18 protein-coding genes and 1 riboswitch are annotated in these 16,389 nt (G+C 53.4%); of the genes, 16 read left to right on the top strand and 2 right to left on the bottom strand.

Annotated features, from left to right (window positions below; translation table 11 throughout):
* The first annotated feature begins 4 nt into the window (after nt 1–4).
* From J2Z18_RS10080 to J2Z18_RS10070, 3 genes are all read left to right on the top strand, one after another.
* Nucleotides 5–1,642, top strand: a complete 1,638-nt coding sequence (locus J2Z18_RS10080) for a spore germination protein (RefSeq protein WP_007129768.1) — start codon at nt 5–7, stop codon at nt 1,640–1,642.
* A gap of 117 nt (nt 1,643–1,759) precedes the next feature.
* Nucleotides 1,760–3,091, top strand: coding sequence for a diaminopimelate decarboxylase (gene lysA, locus J2Z18_RS10075; protein WP_007129769.1), 1,332 nt, complete (start codon nt 1,760–1,762; stop codon nt 3,089–3,091).
* A 304-nt stretch (nt 3,092–3,395) separates the two neighbouring features.
* Nucleotides 3,396–3,827, top strand: coding sequence for a peptidylprolyl isomerase (locus tag J2Z18_RS10070; protein WP_007129770.1), 432 nt, complete (start codon nt 3,396–3,398; stop codon nt 3,825–3,827).
* 397 nt (nt 3,828–4,224) lie between these two features.
* Here J2Z18_RS10070 and J2Z18_RS10065 read toward each other — a convergent pair whose 3' ends face one another.
* Nucleotides 4,225–4,629 carry an acyl-CoA thioesterase gene (locus tag J2Z18_RS10065; protein WP_007129771.1) on the bottom strand — a complete coding sequence of 135 codons (405 nt, stop codon included), beginning with the start codon at nt 4,627–4,629 and terminating at the stop codon, nt 4,225–4,227.
* Between the two features lie 208 nt (nt 4,630–4,837).
* Nucleotides 4,838–4,989, top strand: a riboswitch (FMN riboswitch).
* Nucleotides 4,990–5,249: 260 nt separating this feature from the next.
* Between J2Z18_RS10065 and ribD the strand changes: the two genes are divergently transcribed.
* The 3 genes from ribD to J2Z18_RS10050 are packed head-to-tail and all read left to right on the top strand — an operon-like array spanning nt 5,250 to nt 8,341.
* Nucleotides 5,250–6,353, top strand: coding sequence for a bifunctional diaminohydroxyphosphoribosylaminopyrimidine deaminase/5-amino-6-(5-phosphoribosylamino)uracil reductase RibD (gene ribD / locus J2Z18_RS10060; protein WP_007129773.1), 1,104 nt, complete (start codon nt 5,250–5,252; stop codon nt 6,351–6,353).
* A gap of 27 nt (nt 6,354–6,380) precedes the next feature.
* Nucleotides 6,381–7,046, top strand: a complete 666-nt coding sequence (ribE, locus tag J2Z18_RS10055) for a riboflavin synthase (RefSeq protein WP_007129774.1) — start codon at nt 6,381–6,383, stop codon at nt 7,044–7,046.
* Nucleotides 7,047–7,099: 53 nt separating this feature from the next.
* Nucleotides 7,100–8,341, top strand: coding sequence for a bifunctional 3,4-dihydroxy-2-butanone-4-phosphate synthase/GTP cyclohydrolase II (locus J2Z18_RS10050; protein ID WP_007129775.1), 1,242 nt, complete (start codon nt 7,100–7,102; stop codon nt 8,339–8,341).
* Here the strand turns inward: J2Z18_RS10050 and J2Z18_RS10045 are convergent.
* Entirely contained in the window at nt 8,331–8,630 is a 300-nt protein-coding gene (locus J2Z18_RS10045) for a hypothetical protein (RefSeq protein ID WP_144866776.1), read from the bottom strand. The genes J2Z18_RS10050 and J2Z18_RS10045 overlap by 11 nt on opposite strands.
* A gap of 582 nt (nt 8,631–9,212) precedes the next feature.
* Here J2Z18_RS10045 and ribH point away from each other — a divergent pair.
* From ribH to J2Z18_RS09995, 10 genes are all read left to right on the top strand, one after another.
* Nucleotides 9,213–9,680 (top strand): 6,7-dimethyl-8-ribityllumazine synthase, encoded by a 468-nt coding sequence (gene ribH, locus J2Z18_RS10040; protein WP_007129777.1) that lies wholly within the window; start codon nt 9,213–9,215, stop codon nt 9,678–9,680.
* Nucleotides 9,681–9,749: 69 nt separating this feature from the next.
* Nucleotides 9,750–10,541, top strand: a complete 792-nt coding sequence (locus tag J2Z18_RS10035; RefSeq protein ID WP_007129778.1) for a segregation and condensation protein A — start codon at nt 9,750–9,752, stop codon at nt 10,539–10,541.
* On the top strand, nt 10,510–11,112 hold the full coding sequence (scpB, locus tag J2Z18_RS10030; protein WP_007129779.1) for an SMC-Scp complex subunit ScpB: 603 nt from the start codon (nt 10,510–10,512) through the stop codon (nt 11,110–11,112). Before J2Z18_RS10035 ends, scpB begins: the two co-directional genes overlap by 32 nt.
* Before the next feature lie 271 nt (nt 11,113–11,383).
* Entirely contained in the window at nt 11,384–12,067 is a 684-nt protein-coding gene (locus J2Z18_RS10025; RefSeq protein ID WP_210094618.1) for a DUF2953 domain-containing protein, read from the top strand.
* Nucleotides 12,040–12,489, top strand: a complete 450-nt coding sequence (ytfJ, locus tag J2Z18_RS10020; protein WP_007129781.1) for a GerW family sporulation protein — start codon at nt 12,040–12,042, stop codon at nt 12,487–12,489. Before J2Z18_RS10025 ends, ytfJ begins: the two co-directional genes overlap by 28 nt.
* A gap of 119 nt (nt 12,490–12,608) precedes the next feature.
* A complete protein-coding gene (locus tag J2Z18_RS10015) occupies nt 12,609–13,787 on the top strand; it encodes a D-alanyl-D-alanine carboxypeptidase family protein (protein WP_007129782.1) in 1,179 nt (392 codons plus the stop codon).
* Nucleotides 13,788–13,850: 63 nt separating this feature from the next.
* The gene (locus tag J2Z18_RS10010; RefSeq protein ID WP_007129783.1) at nt 13,851–14,483 is read left to right on the top strand and encodes a nucleoside recognition domain-containing protein; all 633 of its coding nucleotides are present in this window, start codon (nt 13,851–13,853) and stop codon (nt 14,481–14,483) included.
* A gap of 6 nt (nt 14,484–14,489) precedes the next feature.
* Nucleotides 14,490–15,023, top strand: a complete 534-nt coding sequence (locus J2Z18_RS10005; RefSeq protein ID WP_007129784.1) for a spore maturation protein — start codon at nt 14,490–14,492, stop codon at nt 15,021–15,023.
* A 161-nt stretch (nt 15,024–15,184) separates the two neighbouring features.
* Complete coding sequence (locus tag J2Z18_RS10000) at nt 15,185–15,526, top strand: hypothetical protein (protein ID WP_007129785.1); 342 nt, start codon at nt 15,185–15,187, stop codon at nt 15,524–15,526.
* 21 nt (nt 15,527–15,547) lie between these two features.
* The gene (locus J2Z18_RS09995) at nt 15,548–16,303 is read left to right on the top strand and encodes a pseudouridine synthase (RefSeq protein WP_007129786.1); all 756 of its coding nucleotides are present in this window, start codon (nt 15,548–15,550) and stop codon (nt 16,301–16,303) included.
* Nucleotides 16,304–16,389 lie beyond the last annotated feature (86 nt).

Genomic DNA, 16,389 nt, shown 5'->3' with positions numbered 1-16,389 from the left:
TAGAATGGACGAGAATACAACCTATAACGAAGGCATAGAACCGGACATCCCGGTAATCCCGCCATCCGAAATCAAGGAGCTGGAGGAGGAGGCGCTTAAGGAAAAGAGAAATGCGGAAACCTCGGACAGCACGGAGGAATCGGTCATATACTGGCAAGGCGAGGATCGGGTGCCGGAGAAGATCAGCGTCCTGAAAGAGACGCTGAAGGAAGTGATGGGCTACGGCGTTTCCTTTGACGTCATCATCCGCGAGATGACCTTTGCGGGAAGGCCGGCAGCGCTCTTGTTCCTAAACGGCTTCACGAATGATGTCATCGTTTCCGAAATATTAACCCGTCTTACCTACCTGACGCCCGAGGATGTCAGGGACGGCCACGCGCTGAACGATATGATGAAGGCGTATATTCCTCATGTCCAGGTTGAACAGGTGTCGAAGCTGAGCAAGGTGATCAATGACGTGTTATGCGGAATTTGCGCGTTGTTCATCGAGGGCGCTAGCACCGCCATCCTGCTGGATACCCGGAAATATCCCGTGCGCGGGCTTGAAGAGCCGGCGGTTGAACGCGTCGTTCGTGGAGCTAGGGACGGGTTCACGGAGACGATCGTAACCAATATCAATCTCGTGCGGCGGCGGGTCCGCGACCCGGGGCTTCATGTGGAGACGATGAAGGTAGGAAGACGGACCAAGACGGATGTGAGCCTGCTCTTTATCGACGATATTGCCGATCGCGTGCAGGTAGAAGCGATTCGCCGGAAAATAAAGCAGCTTGATCTCGAAGGGCTGCCGCTCGGCGACAAGCAGCTGGAGGAAGCAATCGTGAATAAGGGCTGGCATCCGTACCCGCTCGTCCGATACTCGGAGCGGCCGGACGTGGTAGCCTCACACCTTCTGGAGGGACGGATCGTCGTCATGGTCGATACATCGCCCAGCGTAATGATTATGCCGACGACCTTCTTCGATTTATGCCAGCATGCCGAAGAGAACCGGCAAACCGCGTTTATGGGCACCTATTTAAGATGGATCCGCTTTGGCGGCATCTTCGCCTCGATGTTCCTGCTTCCGCTCTGGATGCTGCTTGTCGTCCATCCGGAGCTGAAGCCGCCGGCGCTGGATATCCTTGGGCCGCAGGAGAATGCCAAGATTCCGATTATCGGGCAATTTCTGATCGTCGAATTCGGCGTCGATCTGCTGCGTTTGGCGGCCGTTCATACGCCGACGCCGCTCGCCTCGGCCATGGGCTTGATCGCTGCGATTCTGATCGGCGATATTGCCGTCAAGACCGGGCTGTTCGTCAATGAGGTGGTGCTTTATATGGCCGTTGCAGCTATCGGCATGTTCGCCACGCCGAGCTACGAGCTCGGGCTCGCCAACCGGATGGTCCGGCTCGTCCTGCTCGTAGCGACGGCGCTGTTTGGTGTGAAAGGGTTCGTGATCGGCAGCACGCTGCTGATTCTATCCTTGACGACGCATCGCTCCTATAACTCGTCGTACTTATGGCCGTTTATACCATTTAGTGCAAAGGCCATGGGCGAGATTTTATTCCGTAAACCGCTGCTGACGTCAACGAGACGCCCGGCGCTCAACAAGACGAGGGATCACACCAAAATGGGGACTGAAATGAATTCCAAAGGAAGGCATTGATAATAACACAAATGATGTGTTGAAAAATCCATTTTGCTTACGTTTCGTTGTCTGCTATACTGTGAACAATTATTCGATTATCCTATTTTTGATAAAGCGATCGGAGGAATTGTAAGCATGTTTCTACACGGTACCAGCAAGATTAACGAACAGGGACGTTTGGAGATCGGCGGATGCGACACATCCGAATTGAAAGCCCAGTACGGTACGCCTCTATATATTGTGGACGAGCAAGCGGTCCGGAATCGCTGCCGGGAATATATTGAAGCCTTTAAGGCTTCCGGTTTGAAGTTTCAAGTCGCGTACGCCAGCAAAGCGTTCTGCGTGATGGCCATGTGCCAGCTCGCTGAGGAGGAAGGGATGTCGCTGGACGTCGTTTCCGACGGGGAGCTGTACACGGCGCTGCAAGCCGGCTTTCCGGTACAGCGGATCCATTTTCACGGCAACAACAAGACGCCTGAAGAAATCGAAATGGCCATTGATGCCGAAATCGGCTGCTTCGTCGTGGACAATGTAGTCGAGCTGCATATGCTGCAGGCGATCGCGGCCGAGAAGAACCGGAAGGTGAACATTCTCCTTCGTTTAACGCCGGGCGTTGAGGCGCATACCCATGAATATATCTCGACCGGCCAAACCGATTCCAAATTCGGATTCGATATCGGAAACGGCTCGGCGTTTGAAGCGGTGAAGCTGGCAGCGGCACAGAATAACATTCAATTGATCGGCATCCATTCCCATATCGGCTCGCAAATTTTCGAAGTCGAAGGATTCCAGATGGCCGTTGGGCGCGTTGCCGAATTTGCGGCGAAGGTCAAAGCAGATCTGGGCATTACCTTCAAGGTAGTCAATCTTGGCGGCGGATTCGGAATTCGCTATGTCGACGGAGATACCCCGCTGCATGTTTCCGACTACGTTAAAGCGATTACGGATGCGGTGAAGACCCATTTTGCCGGCATTGGCAGCGAGCTGCCTGAGATTTGGGTAGAGCCTGGCCGCAGTATCGTGGGTGAAGCAGGCACCACGCTGTATACGGTAGGGACCAGCAAGGACATTCCGGGCGTGCGGAAATACGTGGCCGTAGACGGCGGAATGACTGACAACCCGAGACCGGCCCTGTACGAATCGAAATATGAGGCCATTCTGGCCAACCGTGCAAACGAGAAGCCAGAGGAGACGGTTTCGATTGCCGGCAAGTGCTGCGAGAGCGGTGACATGCTGATCTGGGACCTGGATCTGCCTAAGGTTAACACGGGAGACCTGCTGGCCGTATCCTGCACAGGCGCTTATAACTATTCCATGGCAAGCAACTACAACCGCATCCGCAGACCTGCCGTCGTTTTTGTTAAGGATGGCCAGAGCCGGCTTGTCGTTCGCCGCGAGTCGCTCCAGGATATTATCAGCAATGACGTCGTTTCTGCCCGGATTGCCAAAGAAACCGTTACAAGCTAAGTTGTTTCGATCGGCAGAACCAACACCTTACAGGGTGTGAGCCAGGATTCGACGATTCCTTTAAAAGCCCGCCAGACCGCTTGATCGGTTTGGTTGGGCTTTTTTACAGACCACGGAGCCTTCGCGGACGATGGACGCTGAAAGCATCTAAGCGTGAAGCCCCCCTCAAGATGAGATTTCCCAGTATGTAAGACTAAAGATGCGGGTTCATTTTGCGTCCCAAGTTATTTCATAGTAAACTAGAACTTGCATGTTTTATGAAATGCGTATCTTAGGGAATGTACATCGAAAGGAGATATTCGATATGGCAAAAAAAGCGAGAATCACACTGGAAAACGGCAAAGAGGTACTGCTCGATCTGTTTGAGAAGGATGCGCCGAACACGGTTGCTAATTTTGAAAAGCTTGCGAATTCCGGCTTCTATAACGGTCTAGTATTCCACCGCGTCATTCCGGGCTTCGTCGCTCAAGGCGGCTGCCCGAACGGAACAGGTACAGGCGGACCGGGCTACACGATCGATTGCGAGATCAACCCGAACAAGCATGAGCGTGGAAGCCTGGCTATGGCGCATGCCGGACGCAACACGGGCGGAAGCCAGTTCTATGTATGCTATGAGCCGCAGCCTCACTTGGACGGACAGCATACCGTATTCGGCAAGGTCGTTGAAGGCATGGAGCATATCGATGCTTTTAAAGGCCGCGACAAGATGGAAAAAGTCGAAGTATTCGAAGCGTAACATGTAAGTGTTGGATGGACAGGCCACTCTTGTGGGGGCCTGTTTTTTTATGCGTGGGGTTCGGCCATGTATGGAACTTCCTGGCGGACAGCATGTGCGCGGCTGTCCAATACCTAGCCGTCGGTGATAGACTGCTCATGAGAGGTGCAAAGCCGGTGTACTAGGGTTACTGCAACACGGAGACACCCTTAAAAGGCAGAAATCAACGGAGCAGGCGGAATTCCTCAGAAGAAGCGAAGCGTGCCCCTATATTCCCGGATTTCGGCATTGGGAAGTCAATTCAACGAAATCCGGGAATAACAGGGATCGTAGGAGGGATCCGCATGCGGAATTTTGAGTTACCCAGAGGCCTTGAAGGGTTATCCGCAAGCATAGCCGCTAATTAGTTTACTCCAGATCAAGACGAAGCCGGTAGAAACAACGCCCGCAGTTCTTCCGGAACCGGTCGGCTCTTGCGGGTGCGGATATCGATCGTCACGATCGTTACAGCGGCATCGGCGCAAAGCTCCCCGTCCGTGTTATGGATCTGCTGAAGCAGCACAAAGCTGCTTAGTCCAAGCTTGTGAGACTCGGTTGAAATGTTCAGGCGCTCTCCCTGCCTGCATTCCTTCCTGTAATTAATATTAATGTTGACCGTGACAGTCTGCACACCCAATCCTTTCAGTACATCGTAGTGCAGATTCCCCGCCTCGTACCATTCTTCTCTTCCCCATTCCAGGTACTCCAGATATTTGGCGTTATTCACATGACCATTCACATCGATTTCCGTCGGTCTTACGATGATGTTAAGCGAGGTTTTCATTTACATGATCTCCTTTAACCTATACAATTCACGGTTTATCCTCCGCATTACTTGGTTCTCGTTGAGCGCACCGATTTCCTCCCGAACCTGCAACGGATATGAATTTATACAACCAAAAAGTTACTGACTAAATAAAAGTGAGTTAATTATCTTGCTTTTTTGCCTATGGAGTGTTAAGATTCATCGTAAGCAACAGCTAATTTCATATTGAATCCTTCGGGGCAGGGTGAAATTCCCTACCGGCGGTGATGATTGCAGCTCCGGCTGCGACTTAGTCCGTGACCCGGATACGTTATCGTATGCGGTGGACCTGGTGAAATTCCGGGACCGACAGTATAGTCTGGATGGGAGAAGGAACGAAAGTGGACTTGAGAGCATGTACAATAGCTATCTCTTGTCTTAGCTTTCTGATGTCATGCGTTATGTGAGGCTTTTCACATATGACGATTCTAGAGCGGGTGTGCTTTTTAAAGCGCCGCTTCTTTGGACGTTATATGAGAACCTCGGAACTAACGGTTATTTATGATGTCGTAAAGTGAACTGGTTTATTACGCCCTGTTTTGGATGAATCGCTTATCCTGAAACAGGGCTTTTTTATTCTGGAAAGGGGCTTGGGTAGCATGGAAGTCGTCAACGATGAATTTTATATGTCGCTTGCGCTGGATATGGCGGAACGCGCGCAAGGCCAGACCGGCATTAACCCCGTCGTCGGCTGTGTCGTCGTGAAGGACGGTGCTCTTGCGGGCGTCGGCGCCCATCTGGAGCGGGGAACGCCGCATGCTGAGGTCCATGCACTGAATATGGCCGGGAGCAAGGCGGCCGGAAGCACCGTGTATGTAACCCTTGAGCCCTGCAGCCATTACGGAGCGACTCCTCCATGCAGCGAGAGGCTCATAGCGGAAGGTGTTAAACGGGTCGTTGTCGCCTGCCAGGACCCCAATCCGCTGGTTGCCGGCCGTGGTCTGCAGATGCTGCGGGCAGCGGGCATTGAAGTGACGACAGGCGTCCTCGAAGAGCGGGCCGTCCGGTTGAACGAAGCCTTCAACAAATTTATTACGACCGGACTGCCGTTCGTCACCTTGAAGACAGCCAGTACGCTGGACGGGAAAATCGCCTCAAAGACCGGCGACAGCAAGTGGATATCCAATGAGGTGTCCCGGGAGCTGGTGCACACTCTCCGGCATCGACACCAGGGAATCATGGCAGGGGTTGCCACCGTTATTGCGGACGATCCGTCGCTGACGACGAGACTCCGCGTTGAAGGTCTTCAGCCCGTACGAATCATCGTGGATTCGCAGCTTCGCATCCCTTTGAATTGTCGTGTAGTCAGTGATGGCGCTGCCAAAACAGTCGTGCTGGCCACGGAGCTGGCCGACAAGGCGAAGCGGACCGCGCTGGAAGAACGGGGGGTGCAGATTCTGGTCTGCGGTCCCGGCCCGAGAGTCGACCTGCAGGCTGCGCTTATGGAGCTTGGTCGCATGGGCATCGCCTCCATCCTGGTTGAAGGAGGAGGAACCTTAAGCGGAAGCTTGCTGGAGAACAAACTGGTGGATCGCATCATCCAATTCATTGCCCCGAAGATTATTGGAGGGTTCGATGCACCGGGAAACTATATGTTCAGCGGGTATGAGCTGATGAGCGAAGCGATTGAGCTGACAGGACTCGAGACCCAAAGACTTGGCGACAATATTTATGTGACCGGCCAGCCGGTATGGAAGTCGTAAACGATTGAATGAAAGGAGGGATAGGATATGTTTACAGGGCTGATTGAAGAGATCGGCGAGATGAGACGAATCGGCCGCCAAGGCGAAGCGATGGTGCTCAGCATTTCGGCAAGCAAGGTCCTGGATGATCTAAAGCTAGGCGATAGTGTTGCTGTCAACGGGGTTTGCTTGACCGCGACAACGATCGATAAAGACAGCTTTACCGTCGATGTCATGCCGGAAACGTATCGAAACACCAATCTGAAGCAGCTACAACCGGGAAGCAAAGTCAATCTGGAACGGGCCATGGCAGCCGGAGGACGATTCGGCGGTCATATCGTACAGGGACATGTGGATGGGGTCGGCGTGATTCGAAGCGTGAGATCCGATCAGAATGCGGTCGTCTATGAAATTGCCCCGTCGAACGACGATGTGTTCAAATATATCCTTCCGAAAGGGTCCGTAACGCTGGACGGAATCAGTCTGACCGTCGTTCGAACGACGGATCATTCCTTCACCGTCTCCATCATTCCCCACACGCTTGCCGAAACGGTGCTGGCTTATAAGGGACCGGGGGATACGATTAACATCGAGTGCGATATTTTGGGCAAATACGTCGAGCATCTGCTGAATTACGGCAGTGAAGGAAACAGCTCCAGAAGAAGCAAAGCGGGGATCAGCCGGGATTATCTAGCCGAGCACGGATTTGCTTGATCGAAGCATCAGATTGACCCGAACGTTTAGACTTACGAGAAGGAGGAGTAGGAATGGAAGAGCGATTTTCTTTTCATACCATAGAAGAAGCTTTGCAGGATTTGAAGGAAGGGAAGATCGTTATCGTCGTTGACGATGAAGACCGCGAGAATGAAGGGGATTTTATCGCTCTAGCCGAAAAGGCAACCCCCGAGGTGATCAATTTCATGATTACGGAAGGGCGTGGATTGGTGTGTCTCCCGATGACGCCCTCGCGGGCTCAGGAGCTGGATCTGAAACCGATGGTTAGCCAAAATACGGACTATCATGGAACGGCCTTCACCGTTTCCATTGACCATAAAGATACGACAACCGGCATATCGGCCTATGAGCGCTCCGTAACGGTTCGCGGCATTATGGACCCGAATGCGACCGCAGCGGATTTCCGCAGACCGGGCCATATGTTCCCGCTGATTGCCAAAGAAGGGGGCGTCCTTCGCCGGGCAGGTCATACGGAGGCGGCTGTCGATCTTGCGAAGCTGTGCGGCTCTTACCCTGCCGGTGTCATCTGCGAAGTCATCAAGGAAGACGGAACCATGGCGCGTCTGCCGGATCTGATCGAAATATCGAAGAAGCACGGGATGAAGCTGATCAGCATCAAGGATCTGATTCATTACCGCAATGAGAAGGAGAAGCTGGTGCAGCGGGAAGTGGCGGTGCGGATGCCGACGGATTACGGGGTATTCCAGGCGGTGGCTTACACGAACGATGTCGACAACAAGGAGCATGTAGCGTTGGTCAAAGGCCAGATTAACGGCGATGAGCCGGTGCTGGTTCGCGTCCATTCGGAATGCCTGACCGGGGATGTCTTCCACTCCCACCGCTGCGACTGCGGCCCGCAGTTCGAGGCCGCACTGCGGCAGATCGAGGAGGCCGGCAACGGCGTGCTGCTGTACATGCGCCAAGAGGGACGCGGCATCGGCTTGATCAACAAGCTGAAGGCATATAAGCTGCAAGAGGAGGGCTTCGATACGGTCGATGCCAACCTGAAGCTGGGCTTCCCGGCGGATTTAAGAGATTACGGCATTGGAGCGCAGATACTAAAGGATCTCGGCATTCGGAAGATTCGGCTGCTTACCAACAACCCGCGGAAGATCAAGGGCCTGGAGGGATATGGGCTTGAAGTTGTGGAGCGGGTGCCGATCCAGATGCCGGAGAACGAGGACAATACCGGATACCTGCATACAAAGCAGGCTAAGCTTGGGCATATGCTGAAGTTCGACGATTTGGAGCAGAACGAGAGCGCTAATTCGTAAAGGGAAATGCCCCGGCGGAAACGATTTTCAAATAATCGCTCTCTGCTTCAATCGATGATGCCTCCGTCGCATCGGCCAAAAGTTCGAAGCAGCTGCCCGCGCCCCCATCGTTGAATGGACCCAGCGGAGCGGCGGGATGCAGCAGGAGAAGCGAAGCGTTCGCCTTTGCCTCCGGATTCCTACCTTGTGTGTGTAAGTCATCCAGGGAATCCGGTGGCAACAGCGATCGGAAGAGCATCCGGTGCGCAGCGGACAATTCGAAACGCGCCCACCAATTTAGGGTGGGCACGAATCTCCAACTCCGCAAGCGTAATGGTCCATGATGCATTCGCCAACGCCGACGAGCCTCGAAGCAGCAGCCCGCATTTGCTACAAGAATGGACCCAGCGGAGCGGCGGAATGCAGCAGGAGAAGCGAAGCGTTCGCCTTTGCCGTCGGATTCCTACCTTGTGTGTGAGTCATTCGGGGAATCCGGAGACAACAGCGATCGGAAGCTGCATCCGACGCGCAGCGGACAATTCGAAACGCGCCCACCAATTTAGGGTGGGCACGAATCCCCAACTCCGCAAGCGTAATGGTCCATGATGCATTCGCAAACGCCGACTAGCTCGAAGAGTCAGCCCGTATTTGCTACCTGAATGAACCCAGCGGAGCGGCGGAATGCAGCAGGAGAAGCGAAGCGTTCGCCTTTGCCGTCGGATTCCTACCTTGTGTGTGAGTCATTCAGGGAATCCGGTGGCAACAGCGATCGGAAGCAGCATCCGGTGCGCAGCGGACAATGCAAGAATCGCATCAACGAGCGCTCATCGAGCGCAAAGTGCAGCATGCATCGACAATAACAATACTCCCATTTGAAAGGATGACCATAACCATGGCAAACATTTTTGAAGGCAATTTAGTATCGGAAGGCTTGAAATACGGAATCGTAGTAGGCCGGTTTAATGAATTTATTACCAGCAAGCTGTTAAGCGGTGCGCTCGACGCGTTGAAGCGTCACGGCGTGCAGGATGATGAGGTGGATGTAGCATGGGTGCCGGGCGCATTCGAAATTCCGCTGATCGCCCAAAAAATGGCAGAAAGCGGCAAATACGACGCCATCATTACCTTGGGCACCGTCATTCGCGGATCGACAACCCACTACGATTACGTGTGCAATGAAGTGGCGAAGGGCGTGTCGGCGATCAACCTGAAGACCGGCGTGCCAACCATCTTCGGCGTCGTGACGACGGAGAACATCGAGCAGGCCGTTGAACGCGCCGGAACGAAGGCTGGCAACAAAGGCTGGGATTCCGCGATGGCGGCGATCGAAATGGCAAACTTGACGAAAAGCTTAAAATAGTGCTTATTTAATGTAGTGCTCTTTTTCATCAGAGCACTGCATTTTATTTTTATGGCGGGAGGATTCACCGTGAGCGTATTATATAAGCTGGAGACGTTTGAAGGACCGCTCGATCTGCTGCTTCACCTGATTGATAGAGCGGAAATCGACATCCAGGATATCCCCGTCAGCGAGATTACCGAACAATACATGGCCTATCTGCACAACATGCAGGAATTGGAGCTTGAAATTACAAGTGAATTTCTGGTGATGGCGGCGACGCTGCTGTCTATTAAATCGAAGCTGCTGCTTCCAAAGCCTCCGGTTATCGAGATGGACGAGTTTGATTTTTACGAAGAGGAAGATGTGGATCCGAGAGCGGAGCTCGTTCAGCGGCTGATCGAATATCGTAAATACAAGGGAATTGCTCAGCATCTCCATGAGAGAGAATGGGAGCGGAGCATGATTTACTCGAAAGAGGCGGAGGATTTAACGCCCTACATGCCGGAAGCCCAGGAAAACCCGGTCGAAGGGCTCCACGTTGCCGATTTGATCCGCGCATTCCAAAAAGCCTTAAGCAAAGCCGTAAGACGAACTTCATACGCACGGATACAGCGCGATGAAATATCGGTTAAGGATCGGATTCGCCAGGTGATCGATACGCTCGAGCAAGCGGGGCCGGGAGGAAGGGTGTTGTTCTCCAAGCTGCTTCATGAGGAGATGGAGCGGCATGAAATCGTGGTTACCTTCCTGGCGATTTTGGAATTGATGAAGATGAAGCAGATCGTTTGCTATCAGGAGCGGCTCTTCGAGGATATTGTGATGGAATGGAGAGGGGAAGAACGCATTGATGGATTATCCGAAGCTGAAATCGATTATTGAGGGACTGCTGTTCTTGGCGGGCGAGGAAGGCCTGTCGGTCAAGCAGGTCGCTGAAATTACGGAACAGTCCACGGGGCTGGTGGAAGAAGCGCTTGAGGATATGAAGGAGGAATGGGCGCGCCAGGAGCGGGGATTGCAGATCGTCCAAATCGCCGGCAGCTACAAAATGGCGACGCTTGCGGAGCATGCGCCATATTTCGAACGTCTGGCATACTCGCCTTCGCGCTCCTCCCTGTCCCAGGCGGCGCTCGAAACGCTATCCATTGTCGCTTACAGACAGCCGATCACGCGGGTTGACATCGAGGAGATCCGGGGTGTCAAATCCGAGCGGGCGATTCATACGCTGACCACCAAAGGCTTGATTGAAGAGGTGGGCCGTGCGGAAGCGATCGGCAGACCGATTTTGTATGGCACGACGAAATTATTCCTCGATTACTTCGGGCTCGCCAGCATTAAGGATTTGCCGGAGCCGTCCCAATTTGAGGATGCCGAGTCGCTCGAGGAAGAGACGCAAATGCTGTTTGATAAGCTGGATGGTCATCAGCTGACATTTGATGATGTGGAGAATTGATCGATAAACGGATGTTCTATACGAAAATTCGAATCCCGAGCGGAGGTTGGCTCGGGATTTTTTTGCGTTGCATAGGTTCCTTTCCAATTAGCACCCCGTTCGATCTGCTCCACCACCATCCTAGATTAATGGCTAAGGGAAGCACAATCCATTCATTATCCCCGGTGACAGGAGAGGACGAAGGTGAGCGGGTTCGCATTATTTACCTGGCGATTTGCCATACTAAGCCAAGCGGATGTATTATATCAAGCTCGTTGCTGGGGGTTACGTTGTGAGCATTTGGATTTATCTTGCGATCGGACTTGTAGTACTGCTCATTGTGCTGGCTGTCATCGTGTTGAACTCGGCCGTGACGGTCAGGCTGGATATGGTCATGCGAAAAAATGAATACAAGCTCCATGCCGAGGTAAAGATGGTCTATGGCATGATCAAGCGGATCTATGATCTGCCCTTTCATCTGGCGAACGGCGGCATTGAATTCAATCAAGAATCGGTCTTCAAGCAGGGGATGACATTTGGACAGGATGAACAGGCGGATCAGAGACAAAAAAGTCGTACCATTCGGTTTCGGCAGTATTCAACAGCTATAATGGCCACCAAAGGATTTAAGAAATGGCTGCGGCAGACGTTGGCAAACGTCCATCTCCGGGACATCCGGTGGTCGACGGAGGTGGCCCTTGAGCATGCCGCCGATACGGCCGTCGCTTCCGGGCTGCTGCACGCCGTTAAACATACCCTGCTCGGCTGGTTGTCCTATCGCCTGATTATGGAGGAAAAACCGGCCGTCGATGTCGTACCCCGCTTTAACGGACCGCCGCATTTTTCCACAGAGCTGAACTGCATAGCGAAAATCTCCTTCGGAAAAGCTATGGTTGCTGGACTGGTATTCATAGTTCGCGTGTTAAAGGTGAAAGGAGGAGTTAGATCATGGCAGAACACCCTATTCAAGGCTTGATGCAAACCGCGATGGAGAACATCAAGGGAATGGTGGACGTGAATACGATCGTTGGCGATCCCGTAAACACACCTGACGGCAGCGTAATTTTGCCAATCAGTAAAGTGGCGTTTGGCTTTGCGGCCGGCGGAAGCGACTACAACATTGAAGCCGGAGGCACCCGCCATCCCGCAGACGGGACGCATGGCCATTCATACACGCACCCGTTTGGCGGCGGAAGCGGCGGCGGCGTATCCATCAGACCGATTGCGTTCCTTGTCGTAGGCAAGGAGGGCGTCCACATCGTTCCGCTCGACAATCAGACGCATCTGTTCGAGCGCATTATCGATGCGACCCCGTATTTGCTGGAGCAGATCCAAGCGATGTTCCAATCAGGCAGCAACGCCAATGCCAACGGTGGCGGTAACGGGTCGACGTACTAAGCGCTGCATAGCAAATCCCCTCTCGCATGAAGCGATCTGGGGATTTTTGCATGTGGACATACTTTCTGGAGGGACAACATATACTTGTACAAGATTTCTGAACACCGGAGGATAAAATAATGAAAATGAAACGGACGAATTGCAAGTCCTTGTTATCCATATTGCTGGTGGTTTGTCTGATGGCCGCGGCCGGCCCTGCCTATGCGGATCATGAGAAGGGGCCGGCGAATCACGCCCAGGCGGCCGCGTTGATCGATGTTACATCGGGCAGGCTGTTGTACAGCAAAAATGGGGACGAGCGGCTGCGGATCGCCAGCCTTACCAAAATCATGACGGCGATTGTAGCCATCGAGCACGGCAAGCTGAACGACCGGGTCACGGTTTCGAAGAACGCATTTGCCAAGGAAGGCTCCTCCCTCTTCTTGAAGCTTGGCGAGGAGATGACCTTGGAAAACCTGCTCTATGGCTTAATGCTCCGTTCGGGCAATGACGCCGCCACCGCCATTGCGGAGCATGTGGGAGGGACGGAGGAAGGCTTCGTCCTGCTGATGAATCAGAAGGCCCAGGAGCTCGGGTTAACCAACACGCATTTTATGAATCCGCACGGGCTGGATCATGACGAGCACTATTCCTCCGCCAATGATGTTGCCAGGATGACCGCCTATGCGCTTCAGAACCCGACGTTCAAAGAAATCGTGAAGACACCGACCAAGCGGGCGCCGAACCCGAACGAGTCCTGGGATTACAAATGGGATAATAAAAATAAAATGCTGCGCCTCTACGAAGGAGCTGACGGCGTTAAAACCGGTTTTACGAAGAAAGCGTTCCGCTGCCTGGTCAGCTCGGCCACGCGGAACGGTCAGCAGATCGCTGCGGTTACGCTCAATGACGGCAATGATTGGAATGACCATGCCAATATGCTTGATTACGGCTTCAACCATTTTCCGCTGAAGCAGGTTATCGAGAAAGGGCAAAAAATACAAGGCTACTCGCTCGTTACCGGAAGCACGTTTAAGTATGCATTTACCCATGACGAGGAAACCCGGCTAGTCAAAAGGCTCGTTCTTCACAAGCAAGGCTCGCCGGATGTGTCCTTCGGACTCAGAGGACACATCGAGCTGCTGCTGAACGGTGTCAGCATCGGCAAAGTTCCTGTATACGAGCAAGGCGCCAGACTTCCTGAGCCGCCGTCCGCCTTGCAGAAGTCCAGGAGCGCCTCCGCGCAGGGAGCTGCCTTGTCGTTATGGCAATCGGCCGCCGAAGTGTTCAAGCATCTGGTGCGTGCCAATCATCATTAGATTTCGCTAAGAGGGGAACTCCTCTCGATACGGCGAGTCAAAGAACGGGGGCGTAGAAGAGCTATGATCAATATGATTTGGATGGGGATGATCCTGATCGGGTTTGGCTTTGCGGCGGTGAACGGAAATATCGACGCGGTGACCAAAGCCGTGTTTGATGGAGCTCAAACAGGCGTTACCGTGTCCTTCGGGCTGATCAGCATCCTGGTCTTTTGGCTTGGCATGATGCGGATTGCCGAGGATTCGGGGCTTCTGAAGAAGGTTGCCGTCATGCTTGGACCGGTCGTACGGTTTCTGTTCCCCGACGTGCCGAAGGACCATCCGGCGATAGGGTATATCTTATCGAATATGAGCGCGAATTTGTTCGGTCTCGGCAATGCGGCAACGCCGATGGGAATCAAAGCGATGCAGGAGCTGCAGAAGCTGAATCCGGATAAAGACACCGCGACACCGGCCATGTGCACGCTGCTGGCGCTTAACACAGCCAGTATTACGCTGATTCCGACAACGTTGATAGCCATCCGCTTGAATTACGAATCGGCAAATCCGGCCGAAATCGTAGGAACGACGCTGCTGGCTACGGCCATTGCGACAGCGGCAGCCATTCTCGCCGACAGATGGTATAGAAGGCGTACGATTCGGCGGAAGCAGCCGTCCGGAATCGGGGCTGGAAGGAATCCGGATATGAAAGGGTGATGAACATTGCTGTCATGGATTAGCGTCATCTCGGCCTGGTCTATTCCCATTATGGTCGCGTTCATCCCGCTTTATGCCTATACCCGCAAAGTACCGGTATATGAATCGTTTGTGGAAGGAGCCAAGGACGGCTTCTCCACTGCAATCGGCATCATCCCCCATTTGGTGGGGATGATGGTGGCGATCAGCGTCTTCCGATCATCCGGGGCGCTGGAGTTCTTTGTGGGATGGACGGGCCCGTTTCTGCAGTCCCTCGGGGTCCCGGGCGAAATTTTGCCGCTCGGCCTGCTTCGTCCGCTGACTGGGACGGGATCGCTCGCTTATACAACCGAGCTGATCCGCGCTTATGGGCCGGATTCGATGATCGGCCGGATCGCTTCCACGATCCAAGGAAGCACGGATACGACTTTGTACGTGCTGACTGTCTATTTCGGCGCGGTTGGCATCCGCAACGGCAGATATGCGCTAAAAGTCGGACTGTTTTCGGATCTGGTCGGGTTTATTGCCGCAATCGCCGTATGTCTGCTCGTATTTGGATAGTGACATTGCAATTATACCAGCTTCATTTCCCCTATTTCGTGCTTATGACTGCGCGGTAATCGGGGATTTTTTGTTTTGATAAGGGAACACGCGCCTATACCGCCGGGGCCGCAATGTCATATACTGCTGAATCAAATTTGTGCGGCAGAGGTGATGATGATATGGAATTCGAAGGCTTTGTAATCCATCATTCCGAATGCGAGCAGGAGCCGCGGGTGAGGTTCGATTTTACAATACATGCGGACGGATCGGTCACGTCTTCCCCGATGCTTCTGCATCATAAACTGATTCATATCTGTCTGGAAGGCAATTTCAACCGTCGCTACGAGCTCATGAGCCTTGAGCAGAAGAGCCAGCTGTTTACCGCCAGCAAAATCATTATGGAGCTCTCGAGACTGCATGATATTTCCCCGTTATATCTGTTTCCACATGCAGAGAGCTGCCCTGGAGCGGATTTTCCGTGGAACGCGCTTGTGATTTATCCTGTCGATGGTTATCATTAGGGATGAGGTGACCTATCGAACATGGAGAGATTACAGAAAATTATGGCACAGGCCGGAGTCGCATCCCGCCGAAAGTGCGAGGAACTGATTCTGGAGGGCAAGGTGCAGGTGAACGGGGAGACCGTTACCGAGCTCGGCACGAAGGCCGACCCCGACCAAGATATCATTACGGTTTCAGGGAAACCGATCAAGCATGAGAAAAAGGTCTATTTAATGTTGAATAAGCCAAAGGGAGTTATTACGAGCGCATCGGATCCGGAAGGCCGGAAGATCGTATCGGACTATCTCAAGGGCGTAAAGGAGCGCGTCTACCCGATCGGCCGTCTGGATTACGATACGGAAGGGCTGCTGCTGCTGACCAATGACGGCGAATTCGCCAATCTGCTCAGCCACCCCAAGTATCATGTGCCGAAAACCTACCTGGCAACGGTGAAAGGGGTGCCCCACGGAACCGAGCTGGACAAGCTGCGTCAGGGCATCATGCTGGAGGACGGAATGACCGCTCCGGCCGAAGTCGAATACCGCGACGTGGACCCGGACAACAAGCAGTCCGTCATCACCATTACGATTCACGAGGGACGCAACCGCCAGGTGCGGCGGATGTTCGAGGCGATCAATCATCCGGTCATCCGGCTTAAGCGGATCGCGTACGGCGATCTGCTGCTTCAGAATCTGAAGCGGGGCCTGTACCGTCACTTGACGCCAAGTGAAGTCAATGAGCTGCAGCAGATGGCCAAGGCGGCGAAACCAGGCGGTAAACCGAAGAAAAAACGGTAACCCGACACATAATATTCAAAATGGCGAGCGGCGTTTATGACGAATTTCGTTATAATTGTTCATAGGATGTTCACACCCGCCTGCAC

The organism is Paenibacillus lactis (genome assembly GCF_017873605.1).
Classification (GTDB): Bacteria; Bacillota; Bacilli; order Paenibacillales; family Paenibacillaceae; genus Paenibacillus_AQ; species Paenibacillus_AQ lactis.
The sequence above is the reverse complement of the archived record's forward strand: the minus strand, read 5'-3'. Positions and strand labels throughout refer to the sequence as shown.